The following is a 20,633-nucleotide window of genomic DNA, read 5'->3' as shown; positions in this document are numbered from 1 at the left end:
CGCCGCTGGTTGTTGGGGGGGTTTTTTCTTTAAACTGCACCGCCCACTCCCCCCATAAACCCGCACCCAATAATGCCGCGGGGCCCAAATGGCCGCCCCGGCTTTTTTATTGTTGTGCATCCAAAAGGATGGCGGGACGCCGGTTTGCCAAATCGCCGCATCTATTGCAGCGTCAGCCTGTGCTGGTCGGTCAAATTGCCGCGAGGCGGCAGATGCAGAGCAATTCTGGCGCCGATCCACGGCCGAGATTGAATTGACAAGCCATTGCGCGAAACCTAAGCACGAGCAACTTGATTTCAGGGCGGGGGCCGGCAATTCAAGGAGAGCTTGTGAAAGGAATAATCCTTGCGGGAGGCAGCGGGACGCGTCTTTATCCCCTAACATTAGCGATCTCTAAGCAAGTCCTGCCGATATACGACAAGCCGATGATTTTTTATCCGCTGAGCGTCTTGATGCTCGCCGGTATCCGCCAGATTTTGATCATTTCGACACCTCGCGACTTGCCGGTGTTTCGGGAGTTGCTGGGCGACGGTTCGGAATTCGGGATCGAATTCTCCTATGCCGAGCAGGCGCAGCCCAACGGGCTTGCCGAGGCCTTCATCATCGGCCGCGACTTCATCGGCAAGGATAATGTGTCGATGATCCTCGGCGACAACATCTATTTCGGCGAGGGCCTGTCGCAGCTCTGCCGCGCTGCCGCGCAGCGCCAAAGCGGCGCGTCGGTGTTCGCCTACCATGTCGAGGACCCGCAGCGCTACGGCGTGGTGTCGTTCGACAAGCTCAGCGGCACGGCTTTGACGATCGAGGAGAAGCCGCGGGAGCCGAAGTCCAACTGGGCGGTCACCGGCCTCTATTTCTACGACAATGAGGTCGTCGACATCGCGTCGACGATCAAGCCCTCGGCGCGTGGCGAACTCGAGATCACGGCGGTCAACAACGTCTATCTCGAGCGCGGGAAATTGCACGTGCATCAGCTCGGCCGCGGCTATGCCTGGCTCGACACCGGCACTCATGACAGCCTGCATGAAGCCTCTTCCTTCGTGCGCACGATCGAGCACCGCCAGGGGATCAAGGTCGCCTGTCCTGAAGAAATCGCCTTCGAGCAGGGCTGGCTGACCGCCGACAAGGTGCTTGAGCGCGCCACGCGCCTGGGCAAGAACGAATACGCCGCCTATCTGCGCCGGCGTGTCGCCGAGCTGACGGAGACATAGAGTGCTGGAAGTCAGGCAGCTCGGTTTGGACGGCGTGCTGGAAATCGTGCCGAAGCGGAACGGCGATGCGCGCGGTTATTTCATCGAAACCTGGAATGCCGAGGCCTTTGCCGAGGCCGGCATCGATCTGCGTTTCGTCCAGGACAATCATTCCTATTCGGCTGCCGCAGGTGTCGTGCGGGGGCTTCACTATCAACTGCCTCCACGCGCGCAGGACAAGCTGCTGCGTGTTATCAGAGGCCGCATTCTCGACGTGGCGGTCGACATCCGCCGCAGCTCGAAAACCTTCGGAAAATGGGTCGCGCTCGAAATATCGGCCGAGAGAGGCAACCAGATCCTGGTGCCGAAGGGTTTCGCGCACGGTTTCGTCACGCTCGTGCCGGACACCGAGGTTCTGTATAAGGTCACCGACACCTATTCGCCGGCGCATGATCGATCGATCCGTTTCGACGATCCTGATATCGGCATCGATTGGCCGTCGCCGGCCGGCGCCTTCGAGCTCTCGGCCAAGGACCTCAAGGCGTCGGCGCTTGCTGAGGCCGAGGTGTTCGCATGACGCGCGACGATGTGAGGAGAGCGCCATGAATTTTCTGGTGACAGGCGGTGCCGGCTTCATCGGCTCGGCCGTGTGCCGGCATTTGTGCGCCAATCCGGCCTACCATGTGACCAATCTCGACAAGCTCACCTATGCCGGCAATCTGGCCTCGCTGCGCACCATCGAGAATGCGCACAACTACAAATTTGCGCAGGCCGACATCTGTGACGAGCGGGCGGTTCTCGACATCCTCCACCGCGACGAGATCGACGTCGTCATGAACCTCGCCGCCGAAAGCCATGTCGACCGCTCGATCGACGGACCCGGCGCCTTCATCGAGACCAACATCGTCGGCACCTACCGGGTGCTGAATTCGGCGCTCGAATATTGGCGCGGCCTTGACGAGGACAGAAAGGCGCGCTTCCGCTTCCACCATGTCTCGACCGACGAGGTGTTCGGCGATCTGCCCTTCGATGGCGGCATGTTCGTGGAGGAGACGCCTTACGCGCCATCCTCGCCCTATTCCGCCTCCAAGGCCGCATCCGACCATCTGGTGCGGGCCTGGCACGAGACGTACGGCCTGCCGGTCGTGCTCTCCAACTGTTCGAACAATTACGGGCCTTATCACTTCCCCGAAAAGCTGATCCCGCTGGTCATCCTCAACGCACTCGACGAAAAGCCGCTGCCGGTCTACGGCGCCGGCGCTAATGTGCGCGACTGGCTGTTCGTCGAGGACCATGCCCGTGCCCTGGAGCTGGTCGCCACCAAGGGTCAGCCGGGCGAGAGCTACAATGTCGGCGGCAATTCCGAGCGCACCAATCTTGGCGTCGTCGAGACGATCTGCGACCTGCTCGACATCAGGCGTCCGCGCAGCGGCGGCAGGAGCTACCGCGATTTGATCAGCTTCGTCACCGATCGCCCCGGCCACGACCGCCGCTATGCCATCGATGCCTCCAAGATCGGCAGGGATCTCGGCTGGGCGCCGGCGGAGAGTTTCGACAGCGGTCTGGCAAGGACGGTCGACTGGTTCCTCGACAACAAGTGGTGGTGGGGACCGATCCGCGAGCAGCGCTACGCCGGCGAGCGGCTGGGGCAAGTCCGGTCGCGCGGCCAGGTTGAAGGCAGGAAGGGCGCGGCGTGAGGCTGGTTGTCACCGGACGCGAGGGTCAGGTCGCTGCCAGCCTGCTGGAGGCCGGGCAGAGGCGCGATGGCATCGAGGTCGTCACCCTCGGCCGCCCAGTGCTCGATCTGGCGCGGCCCGATACGGTGTTCGACGCACTCGCGGCAGCGCGGCCGGATATTGTGGTGTCGGCTGCCGCCTACACCGCGGTCGACCAGGCCGAGGACGAGCCCGATCTTGCCTTCGCTGTGAACGCAGTCGGCGCCGGCAAGGTCGCCGAGGCGGCCGCGAAGCTCGGCGTGCCCGTAATCCATCTGTCGACCGACTACGTCTTCGATGGCACCAAGGACGGCGCCTATGTCGAGACCGACGCCACCGCACCGCTCGGCGTCTACGGCGCCTCCAAGCTTGCCGGCGAGCTGGCCGTGGCCGCCGTCAATCCGCGCCATCTGATCCTGCGCACGGCCTGGGCTTATAGCCCGTTCGGCAAGAATTTCGTCAGGATCATCCTTGGGCTCGCCGCCAACCGCGACGAGATCGCGGTGGTTGCCGACCAATGGGGAAATCCGACCTCCGCTTTTGATTTAGCTGACGCGATCCTGGTTTCGTCGGCGGTCCTGCATGGCGACAGAAGTTTTGCTCGCTTTGGCGTGTATCATCTCGTGGGAACCGGTGACACTAACCGGAGTGGCTTCGCGCATCATATCCTGGCTACGAGTCGAGCGCTTGACGGGCCCTACGCTGCGGTGAAGGAGATATCCACGAGTGACTACCCGACCAAGGCGCTGCGCCCGCGAAATTCTCGGTTATCGACGGCGGAGTTCGAAGGCACATTCAACTGGACGGCACCGGATTGGCACGGTTCCACCGTAGACGTCGTATCCCGTCTTTTGATCGCGGAGACGAAATGCACGCCAACCCTATGAACCAGCAGGCGCTACCGGAGCACATTTGATGTCAGTTCAGCTATTTGTACCGAATTTCCGTATTGAAGAATGCCTGTCGGAAATCCGTGAGTGCCTTGAAAAAGGATGGACAGGTCTTGGCTTCAAGACTGCGGAGTTTGAAACGGCGTGGAAGAACTATACCGGCATTCCGCATGCCCACTTCCTGAATTCCAACACGGTTGGACTTCACCTGGCTTTTGAGCTTTTCAAATCCAAGCACGGATGGAGCGACGACGACGAGGTTATCACGACGCCGCTGACTTTCGTTTCGACCAATCACGCCATCCTTCAGACAGGCCTCAAGCCGGTGTTCGCAGACGTTGATGAATACCTCTGCCTCGACCCCGAAAGCGTGCTCAAGCGGATCACGGACAAGACAAAAGCGCTGATCTTTGTCGGCATGGGAGGCAATACGGGCCGCTATCAGGAGATACTGGAGATTTGTCGCGCGCATGACATCAAGCTGGTGCTCGATGCGGCTCATATGTCAGGCACACGGGTCAACGGAACGCACATTGGCGGTGATGCCGATGCGACGATATTCAGTTTTCAGGCCGTCAAAAATCTTCCCACAGCCGATTCCGGAATGATCTGCTTCAAGGAGGCAGAGGATGACGAGCGAGTTCGTAAGCTGACTTGGTTGGGGATCAACAAGGATACATATGCTCGCACGGCCGCTCAGGGCGCCTACAAATGGATGTATGACGTCGAGGAGCTTGGCTACAAGTATCACGGCAACTCGATCATGGCCGCGATTGCTATCGTGCAGCTGAAATATCTTGATGTCGACAACGCGTTCCGGCGTCAGCTGGCATTTTGGTACCGTCAGCATCTTGAGGGTCACAACCACGTCAATGTAGTGCCGACCGTGGATAGTTGTGAGTCTGCCCAGCATCTTCTCCAGATACGCGTTCAGAACCGCGATAATCTGATGCTTGCCCTTAACGAGCACGGTGTCTATCCCGGCGTTCACTATCGTGACAACACCGACTACCGGATGTACGCCTTCGCGGCAGGTACCTGTCCAAATGCTTCGGCGGCAAGCAAGGAAATCATATCGTTGCCGCTGCATCTTCGCATGAGCAAGACGGATGTGGACTTGGTTTCCGAACTGGTTCTCAAATACGCCCAATGAAACCGCAAATCGCCCCTTTCGGAGACGGCACGGTTATCTTGAGGCTCGTGGAGGAGCGGGATCTCGAGACAATCCTTGCCTGGCGCAATCGTGACGACGCACGCGTCTGGTTCAACACATCCGACAGGATCAACCTTGCCGCGCATATCGCCTGGTACAAAAGCTACCTCAAAAAGAAAAATGATTTTTTCTTTCTGGTGGAAGCGAATGGCCACCCGGTCGGCCAGTGCGCCATTTACGATATCGATGAGAATACCCGGAGCGCGGAAGTTGGCCGATTTCTAGTCGCGCCAGAAATGGCTGGCAAAGGCTATATCGGCCGCTCATGCGCGGAAATCGTCCGCTTCGGCACGCAATTCCTGAACCTCTCCTATCTCTTCCTTGAGGTTATGGAGCAAAATACAAAAGCCATTCGCCTTTACATACGCGAGGGGTTTATTGAGGAAGGCCGTTCCGATGGCTTGATCCGCATGGGCTTGGGTCGAGGTAGAACTCCATGACCGCGAGGCGCAATTTCATGCTAACGCCTCCGCGCCGGGCTATGTGAGCTCGACATGGCCAGGATCCTAATGATCATAGAGGCAAAAATTGCCACTACATATTTGCTTGAGCAAATCATGGAGGCCTGTCGGGCTCATGGCGTCGATCACGAAGTAAAATTCATGACCGAACTTCAGGTAGGTGACTTTTCACCAAATACAATTCCAATGTTTGTAAGGTGCGCCGACTCACAGGCTTCGGCATGGGCAAAACTACTCTCTGATGCGGGCAGGCCATATGTGTACTATATTGATGATAATTTCTGGAGAATTGTTGGAGACAATCCTCTCGCATTGTATTATCGGCATCCAACTGTCAGGAAATCGTTGGAGTTTATGGTTTCTCATGCTGAGACCGTTATCGTAAACTCCCCCGAACTGGCTAGGTTCGTATCAAGTTTTAATGCCCGCGTGACGGTTCTGCCGTCGTTTTTCGATTTTTCACTCATTGACGGCCCGTCTTCGGTTTCTACTGACGAAATCCGAATCGGCTTTGCGGGAAGCCCTTCGCGGGTTGCTGATTTGAGTTTGATATCGCCGCTTATTCAGCCGATCCTGGAGAGATTTCCAAAAACGGTATTCGAGTTCGCCGGTGTCCTTCCATGGGGAGTTAAGGCCGGCGCACGAGTTCGGTTTTTTCCGCACACTGGCGACTACGGCGCCTACATCAAATTCCAGACTTCGAGAAATTGGGCGATTGGCTTGGCACCTCTGATCGACCATGAAGCAAACCGCAGCAAGACAGATAACAAGTATCGTGAGTATGGCGCCCTTCGTATAGCCGGGATATACTCAAACATTACTCCATACAAAGACGTCGTAAGGGATGCACAAACAGGACTTCTCGTTGACAATACCGAGAAAGCGTGGCTGGATGCGATATCAATGCTGGTTAAGTTGCCGGAAAAACGAAATGAATTGATTGGTGTCGCATTTGATGACGCTAAGAAACGATATAATTTAAGTACGGTCTCCCAGAATTGGGCTGACGTATTCATTCAAATGGATGGCCGTCGTCCGAAAAATGTAAAAAAGCTTAATTTGAGAAAAGTTAGGTGGGGGAAATTATGGGGGAGATTCGAAAGGTATAGAGTACACTTTATGGTGAACTATCGAGATGGAGGGTGTTTTCTTATCACCCAGAAAATAATTCGAAAAATACTGGTTCGTGCCTAGTGCTTTATGTCAATCGCATGGGGCGCTCATTTGACAGGTTATCCGGCCACATGATCTTTTGCGAATTGGCAACGCGCCCATGGGCTTGCCGTCTCCATCTGCAGCATCTCGCCGGTCATGGTCGGGGAGCACTGCAACGCGATGCTGAAATCACCCTCCATGGCGGCGCGCCTCAAGCGAAACGGCAAACTCGGTACTGCTCATGAAACACAGCTATTCAAGTGCGGACAAGAACAGGCTGCTCCGTGACGTCTTGCGCTCGCTTCTGCTTCATCGCGTCTGGTTTTTTATCGGCGTGCAAGACATCAAGCGTCGCTATCACCGTTCGTTCATCGGTCCGCTGTGGATTCTGCTCAACCTTGGACTCTATGTGGGGGCTATAGGTTTCGTTTACGGCGTCATGTTCGGGCAGGATCTGGGGGCCTTTCTTCCTTACCTGATGCTGGGTTTCGTTATCTGGGGGTTGATTTCCGCCTCCATCATCGATGCTGGCATGGTTTTCATAAATGCGGAGGGCTATATCAAGCAGTTCTCATACCCAAAGCAAATATACATTATGAGGACTTTAGTAAGTAGCAGTATGAATTTTGTAATTGGCCTGTTCGCTATCGGAATATTGCAGATTGCGCTTGGTATTTTTGAAGTTACCGGATGGCTTACGGCTGTTCCTGGTCTATTTATGTTATATATTGCCCTGATTGGTCATATCACGATATTCTCCTACCTAGGTGTTGCTTTTCGAGATCTTCCGCATGCCTTATCTGGTGTTTTGCAGGTCCTGTTCTATCTAACGCCGATCGTGGTTCCTGCCAGTGTTCTGAAGGATCACGGCCTGGAGCTCGTCTATATGATTAACCCCATCTACCATTTGATCGATATCGTGCGCCATCCAATTCTGTATGCAAGCTTCGCTCCGCTTTTTTCATACGAATTTGTGGCTGCCTATATTCTGATCTTGTACGGGATTGCTTGGTGCGTGGCTTCGCGGTTTGACAAAAAAGTGGTGTTCCTCCTTTGACGCAGAACTTCATACGACTGCATAACGCCGGCGTAATTTTCACCGGCGATATGAATACCGATGGGCTGATAGGCTGGTTGACCAGGAGACGCAGCGCGGGAGCGGCTCCCGGCGCCTATGCGGTTGAGGCCCTCAAGAATGTCACTGTTGCTATCGAGCAGGGCGAGAGGGTGGGGCTTATCGGCCTGAATGGGGCGGGGAAGAGCACGCTGTTGAAGGTGATGGCCGGCATCTACGCGCCGACCAGCGGAGTCGTCGAAACCGAAGGGCATGTTTGCCCGATGTTCGAGTTCGCAACCGGTTTCGAGATGAATCAAACCGGCCGGGACAACATCCGCATCCGCGGCTTGCTGCTTGGCATGACGCCCGATGAGATCGAGGCGAAGCTGCCGGAGATTGAGGAGTTTACGGAGCTTGGCGAGTTCCTGGGATATCCCGTTCGGACATATTCCGCGGGTATGTTCATTCGCCTCGCATTTGCTGTTTCAACGAGCATAAATCCGGAAATATTGCTTATAGATGAGGTGATGGGCGCTGGAGATATTCGTTTTGCGAAGAAGGCAAAACGTCGTATGTTTGAATTTATGGAGCAGGGTAAGATTCTTGTTTTCTCATCTCATAACTTTGATTTGTTGAAGAGTTTTTGCGCAAGAACTATTTGGATAGATAAGGGAATAATTGTTATGGATGGCGACACATCAGAGGTGATATCTGGATATGAGGCCTCGCAGCGATAAACTGTCTGCCTTGCGGCGGAGTAGAGCGGAGATCGACGTCACGTCGGCTTGTACGCGGAGCTCAATAGATATTTGAATTCGGAGGAAATATGAGATTCGGTGATTGTGGCCACGATCTTTCCATTAGCCACATCGACAGAAGGCGGTCGGTACCAGAAGTGACGGCGATCCTTCCTACTTTTGCGCGTGCTAACGGGTCCTTGCGGCTTTCAATTGAGAGCGTGCTTTCGCAAAGCTATGGCGATTTCGAGCTGATCATTGTGGATGACGGTTCGCGCGATGGAACTGCCGATGTGCTGAGTGAGTACCAGCTTGCCGATCCACGGGTCATCATACATTCGTACAAGCACAACAGTGGTCTTCCAGCCTTGCGCGTCAATCAGGCCGCGCTTCACGGTCGCGGCAAGTACATTGCCTATCAGTTTGATGATGATCTTTGGACGGAGGACAGCTTAAAGGTGCGTATGGCTTGGCTTGGGCGTCAAGCTGTTCCAAGCGTCGCCTATGGTAGCTGCGACGCCTATCGTGCGACGGACAAAGGCGATGTCTTTCTGCGGGTGCTTGGGCAGGAGTTCAATTATGGACTCCTGCTGCATGGCAACTATATCGCAAACAACTCAGTAATTCACCATGCTGCTCTTTTTGAAAGGCATGGCATGTACGACCCTCACGTGGCGGCCAGGCGATACTCGGACTACGATCTCTGGCTTCGTTTCGGAAGAAGTGCTCCCTTTCAATGGGTGGATGCGACGTGTTCGATCGTTCGCGCCGACATGGAGAACTCGCTTGGCCGGGATGTGCGGTCAGATTTTACCCGCACCTTGAAATACCTGCAGCTTGCGCGAGACAATCAGCTGAAGCCTGACAATATTGCTGGCTATGATCTGATTGGCGCCGAACATTGGAGGAACAGATTCTCGAAGTCCGAGATACAGAGGTACTATAGAGAAGAGGCTCTGCCGTTTGTTTCGAGGTATAATGACTACTGTAGCCCCTCAGAGCTGGCCGTTGCCGCATCCGGGGCTATGCAGCACAAGCGTATACTGGTGACGAAGCCTGATTACAGCACGTCTGTGGATGTGGCCGTTCGTAATTTTGAGAACCTTGAAAATCAAAGAGGCTTTAGCAGTACCTTCGTAAGGGAGCGAGATGTACGGCACTTCGACACGTCGGACACGGACATGGCCATCCTATACCGTACTGTGGGTCCCGCAGAGCAACTGTTGGCTGGTAAGGGGCGAAGGGGCATTCCGTGTGCCTATTTGATGGACGACAACATGCTTCGCTTCCATGAAGTGGGGGCAGAACATTCCTCTATCGCGCCTGGTACGCCTGGATACCGAAGCATAGTGACGCAGATATCCGCAGCCGATGCTGTTATCGGGTACAGCGATGAAATTATTGACGATTTTGGAAAGTATAATCGCCGTAGGATTAGACTTCAATCCAATATACGTCGTCGTTATATTGAAAAACGAGAATACGGCAGGTCTGGAAAATTTCGAATAGCGATTTTTAGCAATAAATTTCGAGGTGTTATTATCACAAAAATCTGGGCTGGGCTACAACGTGTGGCGTCAGATTATAAGGATGACGTCGAATTTCACTTCTGGGGAATCGATCCGCGTGATTTCCCTGCTCTGGAGTGCGATGTCTATTTCAAGCCGTTCACCCATTCATATGACAGCTATCTTGCTGAACTAAGCAGCACTTATTTCGATATTTCGCTCACGCCTCTTGAGGGTGAGACACGTGCTGAACGGAGTAAGAGCCCTGTCAAATTGTTAGAATCGGTCACGGCAGGTGCGATTAGCGTAATGAGTAATGTGGCGCCGTATAGCCGCTTGCCCGATTCGGTTTGTGTCAAGGTGAGCAATCGACCTGATGACTGGGCAAACGCGATTGAAGGTCTGATCAAGATGAAGGCCGAGCAACGCGACAAAATATTGGAGAAGGTTCGTAGATATGTAGAAACCCATTATACCACGGAAAATCAATACTACGATTTTTATGGTGCGCTCGCCGCGACAGCACTTCATTCGCGTTTGAAGGATAAGGCAATTCTCTATGGCTTTCATGAGGCCGCGCTGGGAGGAGCAACCCTTCATTTGCTGCGGCATGCGGCGCTGGTATCTTCTTTCGGTTTCGACGTTGTGGGTTTGGTTCCGCAGGACGAGAGGTTTGGACCAGAATTTGCTCGTCTTTGGTGCGCGGCAACGAAGGATGCTCCGCTGTTGGAGGAGAACTGGCAGAACGGAATGAATGGTGTCGATGCGTCGAAAATCCGGTCGCTTCATGAGAGAGATCGGGAGGGTGCCCAACGCATTGGCGAAAGATTAGCTGGGCTTAATATAGGACTTCTTCACTTCGCAACCTGGCAGCCAGCTATGACGGCGCTTGGATTCGAACTTGGGGTTCCAGTTGTCGCTAGCGTTCATCAATACTATGAGGGCGCCAATACGACGGGCTTCGCCCATGCAATTCATTGCTCCTCGGCGACACATGGGGAGCGGTGGAAGAAAGAGTCTGGGGTCGCCGTGCGCCGTATCGTCTGCCCCGTCGACGATATCTATCTCTCGCTATTCCAAGCACAGGAGGTTCGGAACTTTTCCATACGAGATCCGCTGCAGATAGTGGTTTCGGGAACGTTGCAGCCTCGCAAGAATCAACTCGCCGCCATCAACGCGGCCGTGCTTCTGCGAAAGGCTGGGCACAACGTTACTGTCCACGTGATCGGTTACGATGACCTTCATGTTGAGTACGCCAAGGAGTGCCGCGATTACGTGGCGGAACAAGGTCTGGAAAACCACGTCATCTTTCATGGGTTCGTTTCCGATCCGGAACGCTTCTACGCAGGCTGCGACGTGTTGCTCATTTCCGCCCTGGACGAATCTATGCCGCAGACGATGCTTCAGGCTATGGCGTCTGGTGTCGCTGTTATCTCGCCCAGTGTTGGCGGCGTATCCGAATTGATCAAGCATCGTTACAACGGGTTGATTGCCAAGGATACGTCCCCCGAGGAACTGGCGAATGCTGTTATGGAGTTTCTTGGATATCCAGTTGTGCGGCGATCTGAGATGTTAAGAAGTGCTTATCGGACGATAAGCGTCCTGGGACGTTCAAGCTATGTCCGTGCCGAATTGATGGATCTCTATGGGGCAGCCTTCAGCAAGGCGGCGTCCGAGAAGTCGATCGAGGCGGTCGCTGATGTCTCGATGGCTCGACCGGACGTGCTCCCAGAGAGATTTGAGCCCGCTGTGGTTTCCACAATTGCCAGGCTCCATTCGGAGGTTGAAGCTCAACATTTCTCACGTCCACTCAGGCTTGCGAGAGCCGTTAACTGGCGGACGAGCGAAATGTGGGACATGGTTTCTTCCGTTTTCGCTCCGCTTGACCTTTTCAGCCGCCAGCACTTCGGCCGCATGCGACGTGATGAACTGCGTCTGAGCGAGGATCTCTCGAGCATATCTTATAGAGAATATACCGTTCGTTTCGCGCTTACCTCCCTATCGGTTGTCCATCTTGGCATCGTGCCACTTATTCGGACGCAGGCAGGGCTCATAGGCATAGAGATCGTGTCCAGCAATGATAAGATTATGGGTTCCGTGACCCGCTCACTCGCCGATATTGAAGAGGGCCTCCCCGCAAGATTTTCGTTTGACACGCCTGTTCGTGATCTTCAGGCGGGGTGGCGGCTCAGAGTTTTCGTGCGCGAAGCGGACGTACCGGTCACCATCTATGAGGTGGTGCGGCCACCGGTGATCTACGGCGCACTAAAGCGTTTTCCCTTCGCTAGATTCGAGTAGCTACGGTCGCTGCGTCTAAAGCGAGTGACGGAGGTTGCACGATTTGGATGAGCGCGCAGCGTGATGTGCATACAATCCGTGACCAGTGGAGCGCATTAGCCAATTCGCGCTTAGCAATTGTCAAGAATGGCGCGTGACAATGTATGCTTGGCCCCCGGAGCGAAGGCTAACGGTCTCAATTTCGCCTAGGTCCCTTGGCCCTATGGCACGGATAATTTTCCGAATAAAAGCATCTGAATATCGTCGGTGTAAAAACTGAACGCCGCCAATCGTCTCGTAATTTTCCTCTATTTCCTGTTCGTCGCTTGGCCAAGTTGTGAAGATGCAGGTCTTCCGCGTGACACGAAGCAATTCAGCTACGAACTGGTCTATCTCAGGAATGTGGCCGAGCACCTCAAAACACAGAACCACATCGAATTCCTCCTTTCCGAAAGCAAGATAATAACCATCACCTAAAATAAATTTGCCTTCTGGGAAATTGCCTATCGCTTTCTCCAGCATTTTTATAGATGAGTCGATACCAATATATCTGGAATCGCTAAGTATACCATTGGTGAGTTTTTCGTAAATGAGGCCGGTCCCGCAGCCAACTTCGAGAATGGAAGGTGCATGGGAATCAACATGATGCGATACTATGTGGACTAGCTCTTCGCGATGAGCATCTTCGGTTGGGGAATTCTGCCAGATCGACTGAATTTCATCTGCAATTCCATCAACATCCCAATTGTCCCAAGCTCGAACCATGGGTCACTTCCTCTGATTTGAGTGTCTGGTCGACGATACCAGCAGCCTCCGCTAGCCAGTAATCTAGGATTTATCAGGGCACGGCTTCCCACATGGACGCCGGTCGCATGGAATGCGGATTGTCTCCGGCCGGCTTGGCATATAGTATCTGGCTGTTGGCTCGCCTCCAGCCTTTGGTTGCGCCTCCTGTCGCGCGATATGCGCCACAGGCGGGTTGGGCATGACATCTCGAAATCTCGACCGTTCCATCGCCGGTATTATAGCGATCGAGGGCTGACGTATGCACGGGCTGGCTTGAGATCACTCCTCAAAAGGGTGGCTGTTTGAGCGCCCGATTCATCAACCGGACGTGCCATCCAAAAAATATCTGGCGGTAACCGCAACTCCGCGCTATGCGATATGGGCAGCGGGGGCTGGGGATTGGCACTCTAATCAAGTGGTGGATGACGGGTTTCCGTCGCTCTTGCACCAATGTTAGTGTCCAAGTCCTTGCGCCTGGAGTTCAGTACTACCCAATGACATCCTATGTAGAGGTCGTGTCCGGACTTCGGCCGAAGATGCGGCGCGCCATTATAATGATCCAGGACCTGGTCATGGTCTTGGTCGCGGTGGCGCTCAGTCTCGGGCTTTCGCAGTCGAGACTTTCATTCGATGCGCTCTCCTGGCCGGGCCTGGCGTGCTGGGTGAGCATTGTTCTTCTCAGCCATCTCTTGTTTCGCTATTGCGGCCTCTACAACACCGTGTGGCGTTTCGCCTCCACGCCGGACTTCTTCAACATCCTGAAGAGCTGCGCCATCCTGACCGTCACGCTCTATGTCGTCTCGCTGGCGGTTCGATCGTTTCAGCCGGTGACCGGCCTCAACGAGCGCCAGTTCATCGTCTTTTTCCTCGTCTCCTTCACCATCATATCGGCGCCTCGGCTCTATTACCGGTTCCTGCGCGACGGGGCGAGCTGGCGAATCCTGAGCCGCAACGCAAACAATGCGGCGATCAAACAAGCGCTGTTCGTCGGCAGGCTTGGCGAAGCAGACGTCATCATCCGCTTCACACGCACGGCCGAGCCGGCCGAATATTCCATCGCCGGCATCATGGCCATCGAGAACGGCGCGCCGTTGGGCACGCAGATCCAGGGCGTTCCGGTGGTGGCCGTGCGGCCCCGCCTGGTCGAGGTCCTCGAAGAATATGCAAGAGGCACCAAAAGCCTCGACATGCTGATTTTCGGCAATGGCACCGAACGCGAGATCGAGGAATATTCGGAACTGGTCCGTGTCGCCCGTCACAGCGGCATCGCCGTCGTCCAGTTCTCCGGCGTTTCGGAGCTCGGCCAAGGCGGAAAGCTGGTACTCGACGCTGTCGAGATGGAAACCATCCTGCGCCGCTCCACAGTTGCTTCCGATATTGAGCGGATCGGCGGCTTTATCGGTGGCAAGCGCGTCCTGGTCACCGGCGGCGCCGGCTCAATCGGTCGCATCCTGGTCAAGCGGTCGCTGGAACTTGGCGCCGAGGCGGTTCTGGTCGCCGATATCTCGGAGTTCGGTATTTTCCAGCTCGACCAGCAGGTTGACGAAAAGGACCTTGTCCGGCTCAAGAGCCGCATCGTCGATGTCACAGACCGGCGCCAGATCACCCGCGTCGTCAGCGATTTCAAGCCCGACATCATCTTCCACGCCGCCGCGCTCAAACATGTGCCGCTGCTCGAGGAAAACTGGGAATCGGCGATCCAGACCAACATTTTGGGCACCCTCGTCTGCGCCGAGGTTGCCGCCAAATGCGGGGTGCCGCAGTTCCTGTTGATTTCCAGCGACAAGGCGGTCGATCCGACCTCGGTGCTCGGCATGACGAAACGCGCCGCCGAGCAGATCGTCTCTTCGCTGCACGAAACGCACGCCACCGGGGCCAGCGGCCGTCGCTCCGGCACCAAGTTCATCGCCGTGCGGTTCGGCAACGTCTTCGGCTCCAATGGCTCGGTCGCCACCATCTTCCAGGCGCAGATCGAGGCCGGCGGTCCGGTCACCATCACCGATCGCCGCATGACCCGCTACTTCATGACGGTGGCCGAAGCCGTCGACCTCGTCATCATGTCGGCGGCCGACGCCGAGCGGCGCCAGGGCAAGGACGACTACGCCATCTACATGCTCGACATGGGCAAGCCGGTGCCGATCCTCGAAGTCGCTGAAACCATGATCCGCATGGCCGGCAAAAGCCCCTACACCGACATTCCGATCCGTTTCACCGGGATCAGGCCGGGCGAGAAGCTTCACGAGGTGCTGCATGGCGGCAATGAGGAGATCGTCGCGCTGGATATCCCCAAGATCTTCGGCCTCAGGACCGATGTCGTGGGATGGCCCAAGGTCCAGGCGGCGCTGACATTGCTGCAGGCGGCCATGCGCGATCAGGACAAGGCCTCGGCGCTCGCCGTCATGACCGGCCTCTATCAGGCGGAAGAGCCTCCAAGTGACGCACGCCGGGAAACCGTTGCGAAAACAGTCGGGCAAGCTGGTTAGAGCAATTCCAGGAAAAGTGTGGAGCGGTTTTCCGTCCGGGATTGCGTCAAAACAAAGAGCCTGTCCTGATCGACCGGGATTGGCTATTGAAACCGATCCGATGGCCGTTCCCAGGCGTTTGCAGATGATTTTGAACCAGTGAGCAGACAAGATCAGCGCGTGGCCGTGCTGCTGGGCACGAAAGATGGCGCGGCTTTCCTTGACGAGCAGCTCGCGTCGCTGGCTGCGCAATCGTATCCTGTTGTCGACCTCTGGGTTTCCGACGACGGTTCGACAGACGGCACCTCGGCCATTATCGGCGCCTGGCAGAGCCGCTGGACCAAAGGCCGGTTGACCCTGTCGAATGGTCCTCGCCAGGGCTTTGCCGCCAACTTCCGCGCGATGATCATCGATCCGCGCATCGAGGCCGACTACTACGCCTTCTGCGACCAGGACGACATCTGGGAGCCGGACAGGCTGGAGAGCGCCATTGCCTGGATGCAAGGGCACGATGCCGGAACGCCGCTGCTGTTTTGCTCCAGAACCGCGACCATGTCCGAAACCGGAGCAGCGCAAGGGTATTCGCCGCTGTTCCAGCATCCACCCGCATTTCGCAATGCGCTTGTGCAAAGCATTGCCGGCGGCAACACGATGATGATCAACCGCGCCGCGCGAAAGTTGCTGGCAAAGGCATCGGCAAGGACCGAGTTCGTCAGCCATGACTGGTGGACCTATCTGATCGTCACGGCTGCCGGCGGCATTGTTCGCTATGACCCGCGACCGCTGGTGCGCTACCGCCAGCATGAGGCAAACCTGGTCGGCGCCAACGTGTCGTGGAAGGCGAGGCTGTCGCGGCTGGGGCGCCTCTTCAGGGGCGAGTTCGCCGTCTGGACCGATCACAATCTGAGTGGCCTGGCGGTCAATCGCGACATCCTCTCGAGGGATGCCGCCGCCTGTCTCGGCCTGTTCATCAGGGCACGAAAGGGCGGTATCTTGCTACGCCTGCGCCTTCTCAGAAAAAGCGGCGTCTACCGGCAGACGCTGGCTGGGACGCTTGGGCTCTATCTGGCCTTCATCTGGCGGCGGATCTAGAGCATGCAGACACGGCCATGAGGGAACCCAAGCGAGCTTTCGACCTGGCGGTGGCGGCGCTGCTGCTGCCACTGGCCTCGCCTTTCATCCTGCTTGCCATGCTGGCAATCAGGACGACGTCGCCTGGACCGGCACTCTTCTCTCAAACCCGTGTCGGCCAGCACGGGGTGCCGTTTGCCTGCCACAAGCTGCGCACGATGGTTGTGGGAACGCCGTCTCTGCCCTCGCATCAGGCGCCGGCAATTTCCGTCACTGCCGTCGGCAAGGTGCTGCGGAAATTCAAGATCGACGAGCTGCCGCAGCTCTGGAACGTGCTCAAGGGCGAGATGAGCCTGGTCGGACCGCGGCCGTGCCTGCCCACGCAGACGGAATTGGTCGAACGCCGCAGGCAATTGGGTGTGCTTGCGGCCCTTCCGGGCATTACCGGGCTCGCGCAGATGAAAGGCATCGACATGTCGGATCCGAAACTCTGCGCCGAAACGGATGCCGAATATCTCAGGGGAGCCTCGATCGGACTCGACGTCAAAATCCTGCTTGGCACAATCTACCGGACCTGACGGGCCTGTCGTGCAAGTTCCTCAATCCGGCCGAGCGTGTCGGTTTCCGGCATCCAGCCTTCCGAGATCAGCAGTGACGGGTCGCAAATCTGTGTCGCCATGGAAGCGTCGTACGCTGCTTTTCTGCCAAGCAGTGTGGCGAACAGCCTGAATGGCCAGGCCGGCACAGGAACGAGCCGGGTCGGAACGTCGTATCCGTGCCTGAATGCAGTCAAGATTTCGAACATCGCAACGGGGGAAGCATCGCCCAGGACATAGGTCGGGCGCGGTGGCGTGGGACGAGTCAAAAGATGCGCCACGGCGCCAGCCACCGCGTCGCGCGATATCAGCGAACGAACTGCGGTGAAAGCGCCTAAGGGCAATGGTAAGGCAATGGCGGCAGCCCGCATCATTCCACGCAGGTTTCCCTTCATGCCTTCGCCATAGACCGGCGGCAGGCGCAGCGCGGTGGCATCGGAGGGCCTGGACGCATAGGCTTCCAGTGTCTTGATCTCGCCTTCGCGTTTCGAGCGCCCGTAGGCGCATTGCGGGGCAGGGAGCGTCGCCTCGCTGATCGTTCCGCTGAAACCGGGACCGGCTACTGCCCGGATCGACGACAGATAGATGAAGCGCCCGCTTGTCCGCGAGGCGGCCGCGCGCGCCAGCTGCGCGGTCAGTGTCGCGTTGGCTGCCATGAAGTCGGCTTCGCTCGCCTTGCGGTCATTATTGAGCGCCGCACAGTGGACGACATGGGTGATATCTCGCATCAGCGCCTGGTATGCCTGAGCCGGTGCGTCGAAGTCCGGCAACAAAACCGCATCGCTCACGGGATCGAGCCGTTCCGGGTGGCGCGATGCCATGCGCACCCCGAACCCGGCTTCGCGCAGCTGGTTGACGACCTGCCTGCCGATGAAACCCGTCGCGCCTGTGACCAGCACTTTCACGGCCGGCTTGCCTGGGGGGCCGGGGCCGGTGCCTGTTGTTCCGGCAGCATTTGTTGCCGGCCCGATGCAAGATATGTCCCGGACACCAGGAACACCATCAGTGTGGCATCGAGGATGTCGTGGCCGACCAGGATGCCGGTCAGGCCGCCGATGAGGTAGGTGATCGCAGTGACGACAATCATGGTGGCGCCGAACCGCTCGATCGCGTCCGTGCTGGTGCGCAGCACGATGGCCGCGTTTCTCGCGGCAACGAAGAACACAGCCGCGAGCGTTACGGCTCCAAGCAGCCCGGCCTCCACCAATGCAGTCAGGAAGCCATTGTGAAAATGGCTGAAGCCCGTGGACGGCATGTGGAACTGATTGTGGAATCCATCCTTTATCAGCTCACGGCTTGCAGCAATGCCGTGACCGAAAATCGGCATGTCGTGGAAGGCGCTCAGCCCAATCTGCCAAAGTGCGGCGCGCAAGCCGAGCGCGGTCGTGTGGTCGCCCTTCGTGGCGAGCGCATCCCAGTCGCTGAACAGGAAGGCCGCGCGCTCGGAAATGATGGGGAGACCGATGACAGCGATGACGATGCCGGTCGCCCCCGCAATCAGCAAAAGCCGAATGGCGTTTCTGTTGTTGAGCTTGCGACGGTTGATCAGCAGGACCGCGATGCCGGCCACCAGCATCGCCAGCCAGATGATCCGCGACCCCGAATAGACAATGGCGACCGCGCCGGCCAGTGTCGCGCAGGCCAGCAACGCCCTGTTCTTTTCGACACCCGATAAGGCGCCTGCCAGGCACATCATCATGCTGAGGCAGCAGACGGTCGCGAACACGATCGGATTGCCGGCGCCGCCTTCGGCCCGTATGCCCAGCCCGTGATATTGCACGACCGCCAGCAGCACGGCGCCAAAACAGGCGGCGGCGCTCGCCAGCACGACGATGCGCGTCAGCGTGGTTTTTTCGGTAATGCTCCAGGTCGCGTATGAGACAGGGAAAAACAGGAAGGTGATCAGCCCTGCCAGATGCGGCGCATCCCTGGCGATCGAATTGTTGACGATGGAGGCGAGCACGCTGGCTGCGCAATAGGCATAGATGGCCACCGTCATCGCGGTCATCGACCGGTCGATGTTGAAACGCCGTCTTTTCAACGCAAGCAGAAGCACCGACCACAGGCCGCCGCCATTGAATAAAAAGCTGACCGCCGATCCCAGCACCGGCGGGAAAAAGAAGCACAGGATGGAGAAGGTGATGTTGATCCGTGACGGCGAAACGTGCTGCTTGATGGCGGAAATCGGGGTCAATGCTCTGGTTCACAATGCGCTGGGTCGCTTGGCGACGGACGATGTTTTGGCGGCGGCATTTGCGGCATGCCGCCCGGCGCAGGTTCAGGAGCCGGTATAGCGGCTGGGTGCGGTTTTCGAAAGTGGGACGAGGTCGGGCCGGCATTTCTTTCGGTTCAGGCAAGATTTTTCCCGGCCTTTGAAGGCTATCGCTCCGTCGGGCAGGAATTTCCGGATTCTGGGCTTTTCATGGAAAATTCGTTGCCGATCGGTGTGGCCGCCGGCCTTTCCAGCGTTGTTATATCAGGTGGCGATCTGCTAGAACGCCGGCACGAACCGATAGTGTCCAGCAGTGAAGCTTGAACCGGGCGGCTGAAAAGGACGCCCGATCCATCTGATGCAAGGTCTGGATTGCACGAGAGAACGCTCACAGTCCATGAACATCGCGCTTACGCACCTGCAGCGGCTCGAGGCCGAGTCCATCCACATCTTCCGTGAGGTTGCCGCCTCCTTCTCCAAGCCGGTGATGCTCTATTCCGTCGGCAAGGATTCCTCCGTGCTGATGCATCTGGCGATGAAGGCCTTCTATCCGGCCAAGCCGCCTTTCCCCTTCCTGCATGTCGACACCACCTGGAAGTTCCGCGAGATGATCGCCTTTCGCGACCAGATGGCGCAGAAGCTCGGCTTCGACCTGCTGGTCCACGTCAATGAAGACGGCGTGCGCGACGGTATCAACCCCTTTGACCATGGCTCGAACACCCACACCCATGTCATGAAGACGGTGGCGTTGCGCCAGGCGCTCGACAAATACGGCTTTGACGCTGCCTTCGGCGGGGCTCGGCGCGACGAGGAGAAGTCGCGCGCCAAGGAGCGCATCTTTTCCTTCCGCAACGCCCAGCATGTCTGGGACCCGAAGAACCAGCGGCCGGAGATGTGGAAGATCTTCAACACCCGCATCGCGCCGGGCGAATCGATCCGCGTGTTTCCGCTGTCGAACTGGACCGAGATCGATATCTGGCAGTACATTCTGCAGGAAAACATCCCGATCGTGCCGCTCTATTTCGCCAAGGAGCGGCCGGTGGTCGAACGCGACGGCATGCTGATCATGAAGGATGACGATCGCATGCAATTGCGCCCCGGTGAGACGATGGAGAACCGTCTGGTGCGTTTCCGCACGCTCGGCTGTTATCCGCTGACCGGCGCCATCGAATCCGACGCCGACACGCTCGAAGCCATCGTCGGCGAGATGCTGACGGCGCGCACCTCCGAGCGCCAGGGCCGCCTCATCGACCGCGATGAAGCCGGCTCGATGGAAAAGAAGAAGCGCGAGGGATATTTCTGA

The 20,633-nt window shown here is 57.1% G+C and carries 18 protein-coding genes; 15 read left to right on the top strand and 3 right to left on the bottom strand.

The genetic code is table 11. The features are described from left to right. The first annotated feature begins 329 nt into the window (after window positions 1–329). The 10 genes from rfbA to NKH38_RS29110 all read left to right on the top strand — a co-directional run bounded on the left by rfbA (window position 330) and on the right by NKH38_RS29110 (window position 12,224). The gene (rfbA, locus tag NKH38_RS29155) at window positions 330–1,211 is read left to right on the top strand and encodes a glucose-1-phosphate thymidylyltransferase RfbA (protein ID WP_352760682.1); all 882 of its coding nucleotides are present in this window, start codon (window positions 330–332) and stop codon (window positions 1,209–1,211) included. Between the two features lies 1 nt (window position 1,212). Next, on the top strand, window positions 1,213–1,767 hold the full coding sequence (gene rfbC / locus NKH38_RS29150; RefSeq protein ID WP_352760679.1) for a dTDP-4-dehydrorhamnose 3,5-epimerase: 555 nt from the start codon (window positions 1,213–1,215) through the stop codon (window positions 1,765–1,767). Window positions 1,768–1,792: 25 nt separating this feature from the next. Then, the gene (rfbB, locus tag NKH38_RS29145; RefSeq protein ID WP_352760676.1) at window positions 1,793–2,887 is read left to right on the top strand and encodes a dTDP-glucose 4,6-dehydratase; all 1,095 of its coding nucleotides are present in this window, start codon (window positions 1,793–1,795) and stop codon (window positions 2,885–2,887) included. Then, window positions 2,884–3,792 carry a dTDP-4-dehydrorhamnose reductase gene (gene rfbD / locus NKH38_RS29140; protein ID WP_352904691.1) on the top strand — a complete coding sequence of 303 codons (909 nt, stop codon included), beginning with the start codon at window positions 2,884–2,886 and terminating at the stop codon, window positions 3,790–3,792. The genes rfbB and rfbD overlap by 4 nt, the downstream gene beginning before the upstream one ends. A gap of 28 nt (window positions 3,793–3,820) precedes the next feature. After that, entirely contained in the window at window positions 3,821–4,948 is a 1,128-nt protein-coding gene (locus NKH38_RS29135) for a DegT/DnrJ/EryC1/StrS family aminotransferase (protein ID WP_023731358.1), read from the top strand. Beyond that, window positions 4,945–5,448, top strand: a complete 504-nt coding sequence (locus tag NKH38_RS29130; RefSeq protein WP_023731357.1) for a GNAT family N-acetyltransferase — start codon at window positions 4,945–4,947, stop codon at window positions 5,446–5,448. The genes NKH38_RS29135 and NKH38_RS29130 overlap by 4 nt, the downstream gene beginning before the upstream one ends. A gap of 54 nt (window positions 5,449–5,502) precedes the next feature. Beyond that, complete coding sequence (locus NKH38_RS29125) at window positions 5,503–6,663, top strand: glycosyltransferase family protein (RefSeq protein WP_084569974.1); 1,161 nt, start codon at window positions 5,503–5,505, stop codon at window positions 6,661–6,663. 202 nt (window positions 6,664–6,865) lie between these two features. Continuing rightward, the gene (locus NKH38_RS29120) at window positions 6,866–7,681 is read left to right on the top strand and encodes an ABC transporter permease (RefSeq protein ID WP_352760672.1); all 816 of its coding nucleotides are present in this window, start codon (window positions 6,866–6,868) and stop codon (window positions 7,679–7,681) included. Then, complete coding sequence (locus tag NKH38_RS29115) at window positions 7,678–8,418, top strand: ABC transporter ATP-binding protein (protein WP_023731354.1); 741 nt, start codon at window positions 7,678–7,680, stop codon at window positions 8,416–8,418. The genes NKH38_RS29120 and NKH38_RS29115 overlap by 4 nt, the downstream gene beginning before the upstream one ends. Before the next feature lie 89 nt (window positions 8,419–8,507). Then, a complete protein-coding gene (locus tag NKH38_RS29110) occupies window positions 8,508–12,224 on the top strand; it encodes a glycosyltransferase (protein WP_352760668.1) in 3,717 nt (1,238 codons plus the stop codon). A 120-nt stretch (window positions 12,225–12,344) separates the two neighbouring features. Here NKH38_RS29110 and NKH38_RS29105 read toward each other — a convergent pair whose 3' ends face one another. Further along, window positions 12,345–12,968, bottom strand: a complete 624-nt coding sequence (locus tag NKH38_RS29105; protein ID WP_023731352.1) for a class I SAM-dependent methyltransferase — start codon at window positions 12,966–12,968, stop codon at window positions 12,345–12,347. 515 nt (window positions 12,969–13,483) lie between these two features. Between NKH38_RS29105 and NKH38_RS29100 the strand changes: the two genes are divergently transcribed. The 3 genes from NKH38_RS29100 to NKH38_RS29090 all read left to right on the top strand — a co-directional run bounded on the left by NKH38_RS29100 (window position 13,484) and on the right by NKH38_RS29090 (window position 17,100). Then, entirely contained in the window at window positions 13,484–15,472 is a 1,989-nt protein-coding gene (locus NKH38_RS29100) for a UDP-N-acetylglucosamine 4,6-dehydratase (RefSeq protein WP_352760665.1), read from the top strand. A gap of 138 nt (window positions 15,473–15,610) precedes the next feature. Continuing rightward, window positions 15,611–16,543, top strand: coding sequence for a glycosyltransferase family 2 protein (locus tag NKH38_RS29095; RefSeq protein WP_352760662.1), 933 nt, complete (start codon window positions 15,611–15,613; stop codon window positions 16,541–16,543). Between the two features lie 17 nt (window positions 16,544–16,560). Then, a complete protein-coding gene (locus NKH38_RS29090) occupies window positions 16,561–17,100 on the top strand; it encodes a sugar transferase (RefSeq protein WP_352760659.1) in 540 nt (179 codons plus the stop codon). Here the strand turns inward: NKH38_RS29090 and NKH38_RS29085 are convergent. After that, window positions 17,088–18,023 (bottom strand): NAD-dependent epimerase/dehydratase family protein, encoded by a 936-nt coding sequence (locus NKH38_RS29085; RefSeq protein WP_023670715.1) that lies wholly within the window; start codon window positions 18,021–18,023, stop codon window positions 17,088–17,090. The two genes, NKH38_RS29090 and NKH38_RS29085, sit on opposite strands and share 13 nt — an antisense overlap. Then, complete coding sequence (locus NKH38_RS29080) at window positions 18,020–19,126, bottom strand: O-antigen ligase family protein (RefSeq protein ID WP_352760655.1); 1,107 nt, start codon at window positions 19,124–19,126, stop codon at window positions 18,020–18,022. The genes NKH38_RS29085 and NKH38_RS29080 overlap by 4 nt, the downstream gene beginning before the upstream one ends. Between NKH38_RS29080 and NKH38_RS29075 the strand changes: the two genes are divergently transcribed. After that, window positions 19,104–19,412 carry a hypothetical protein gene (locus tag NKH38_RS29075; protein WP_352760653.1) on the top strand — a complete coding sequence of 103 codons (309 nt, stop codon included), beginning with the start codon at window positions 19,104–19,106 and terminating at the stop codon, window positions 19,410–19,412. The genes NKH38_RS29080 and NKH38_RS29075 overlap by 23 nt on opposite strands. A gap of 315 nt (window positions 19,413–19,727) precedes the next feature. Further along, entirely contained in the window at window positions 19,728–20,633 is a 906-nt protein-coding gene (gene cysD / locus NKH38_RS29070) for a sulfate adenylyltransferase subunit CysD (RefSeq protein ID WP_352760650.1), read from the top strand.

Source organism: Mesorhizobium sp. M1078, assembly GCF_040318615.1.
In the GTDB taxonomy this organism is placed as follows: Bacteria; Pseudomonadota; Alphaproteobacteria; order Rhizobiales; family Rhizobiaceae; genus Mesorhizobium.
This window is presented reverse-complemented; position numbering and strand designations above follow the sequence as displayed.

Coding starts and splice junctions, on each gene's coding strand:
- rfbB (WP_352760676.1), top strand. CDS start 1,793: ATGAATTTTCTGGTGACAGGCGGTGCCGGCTTCATCGGCTCGGCCGTG.
- NKH38_RS29135 (WP_023731358.1), top strand. CDS start 3,821: ATGTCAGTTCAGCTATTTGTACCGAATTTCCGTATTGAAGAATGCCTG.
- NKH38_RS29130 (WP_023731357.1), top strand. CDS start 4,945: ATGAAACCGCAAATCGCCCCTTTCGGAGACGGCACGGTTATCTTGAGG.
- NKH38_RS29125 (WP_084569974.1), top strand. CDS start 5,503: ATGGCCAGGATCCTAATGATCATAGAGGCAAAAATTGCCACTACATAT.
- NKH38_RS29120 (WP_352760672.1), top strand. CDS start 6,866: ATGAAACACAGCTATTCAAGTGCGGACAAGAACAGGCTGCTCCGTGAC.
- NKH38_RS29110 (WP_352760668.1), top strand. CDS start 8,508: ATGAGATTCGGTGATTGTGGCCACGATCTTTCCATTAGCCACATCGAC.
- NKH38_RS29105 (WP_023731352.1), bottom strand. CDS start 12,968: ATGGTTCGAGCTTGGGACAATTGGGATGTTGATGGAATTGCAGATGAA.
- NKH38_RS29100 (WP_352760665.1), top strand. CDS start 13,484: ATGACATCCTATGTAGAGGTCGTGTCCGGACTTCGGCCGAAGATGCGG.
- NKH38_RS29090 (WP_352760659.1), top strand. CDS start 16,561: ATGAGGGAACCCAAGCGAGCTTTCGACCTGGCGGTGGCGGCGCTGCTG.
- NKH38_RS29075 (WP_352760653.1), top strand. CDS start 19,104: ATGGCCACCGTCATCGCGGTCATCGACCGGTCGATGTTGAAACGCCGT.
- NKH38_RS29080 (WP_352760655.1), bottom strand. CDS start 19,126: ATGACCGCGATGACGGTGGCCATCTATGCCTATTGCGCAGCCAGCGTG.
- cysD (WP_352760650.1), top strand. CDS start 19,728: ATGAACATCGCGCTTACGCACCTGCAGCGGCTCGAGGCCGAGTCCATC.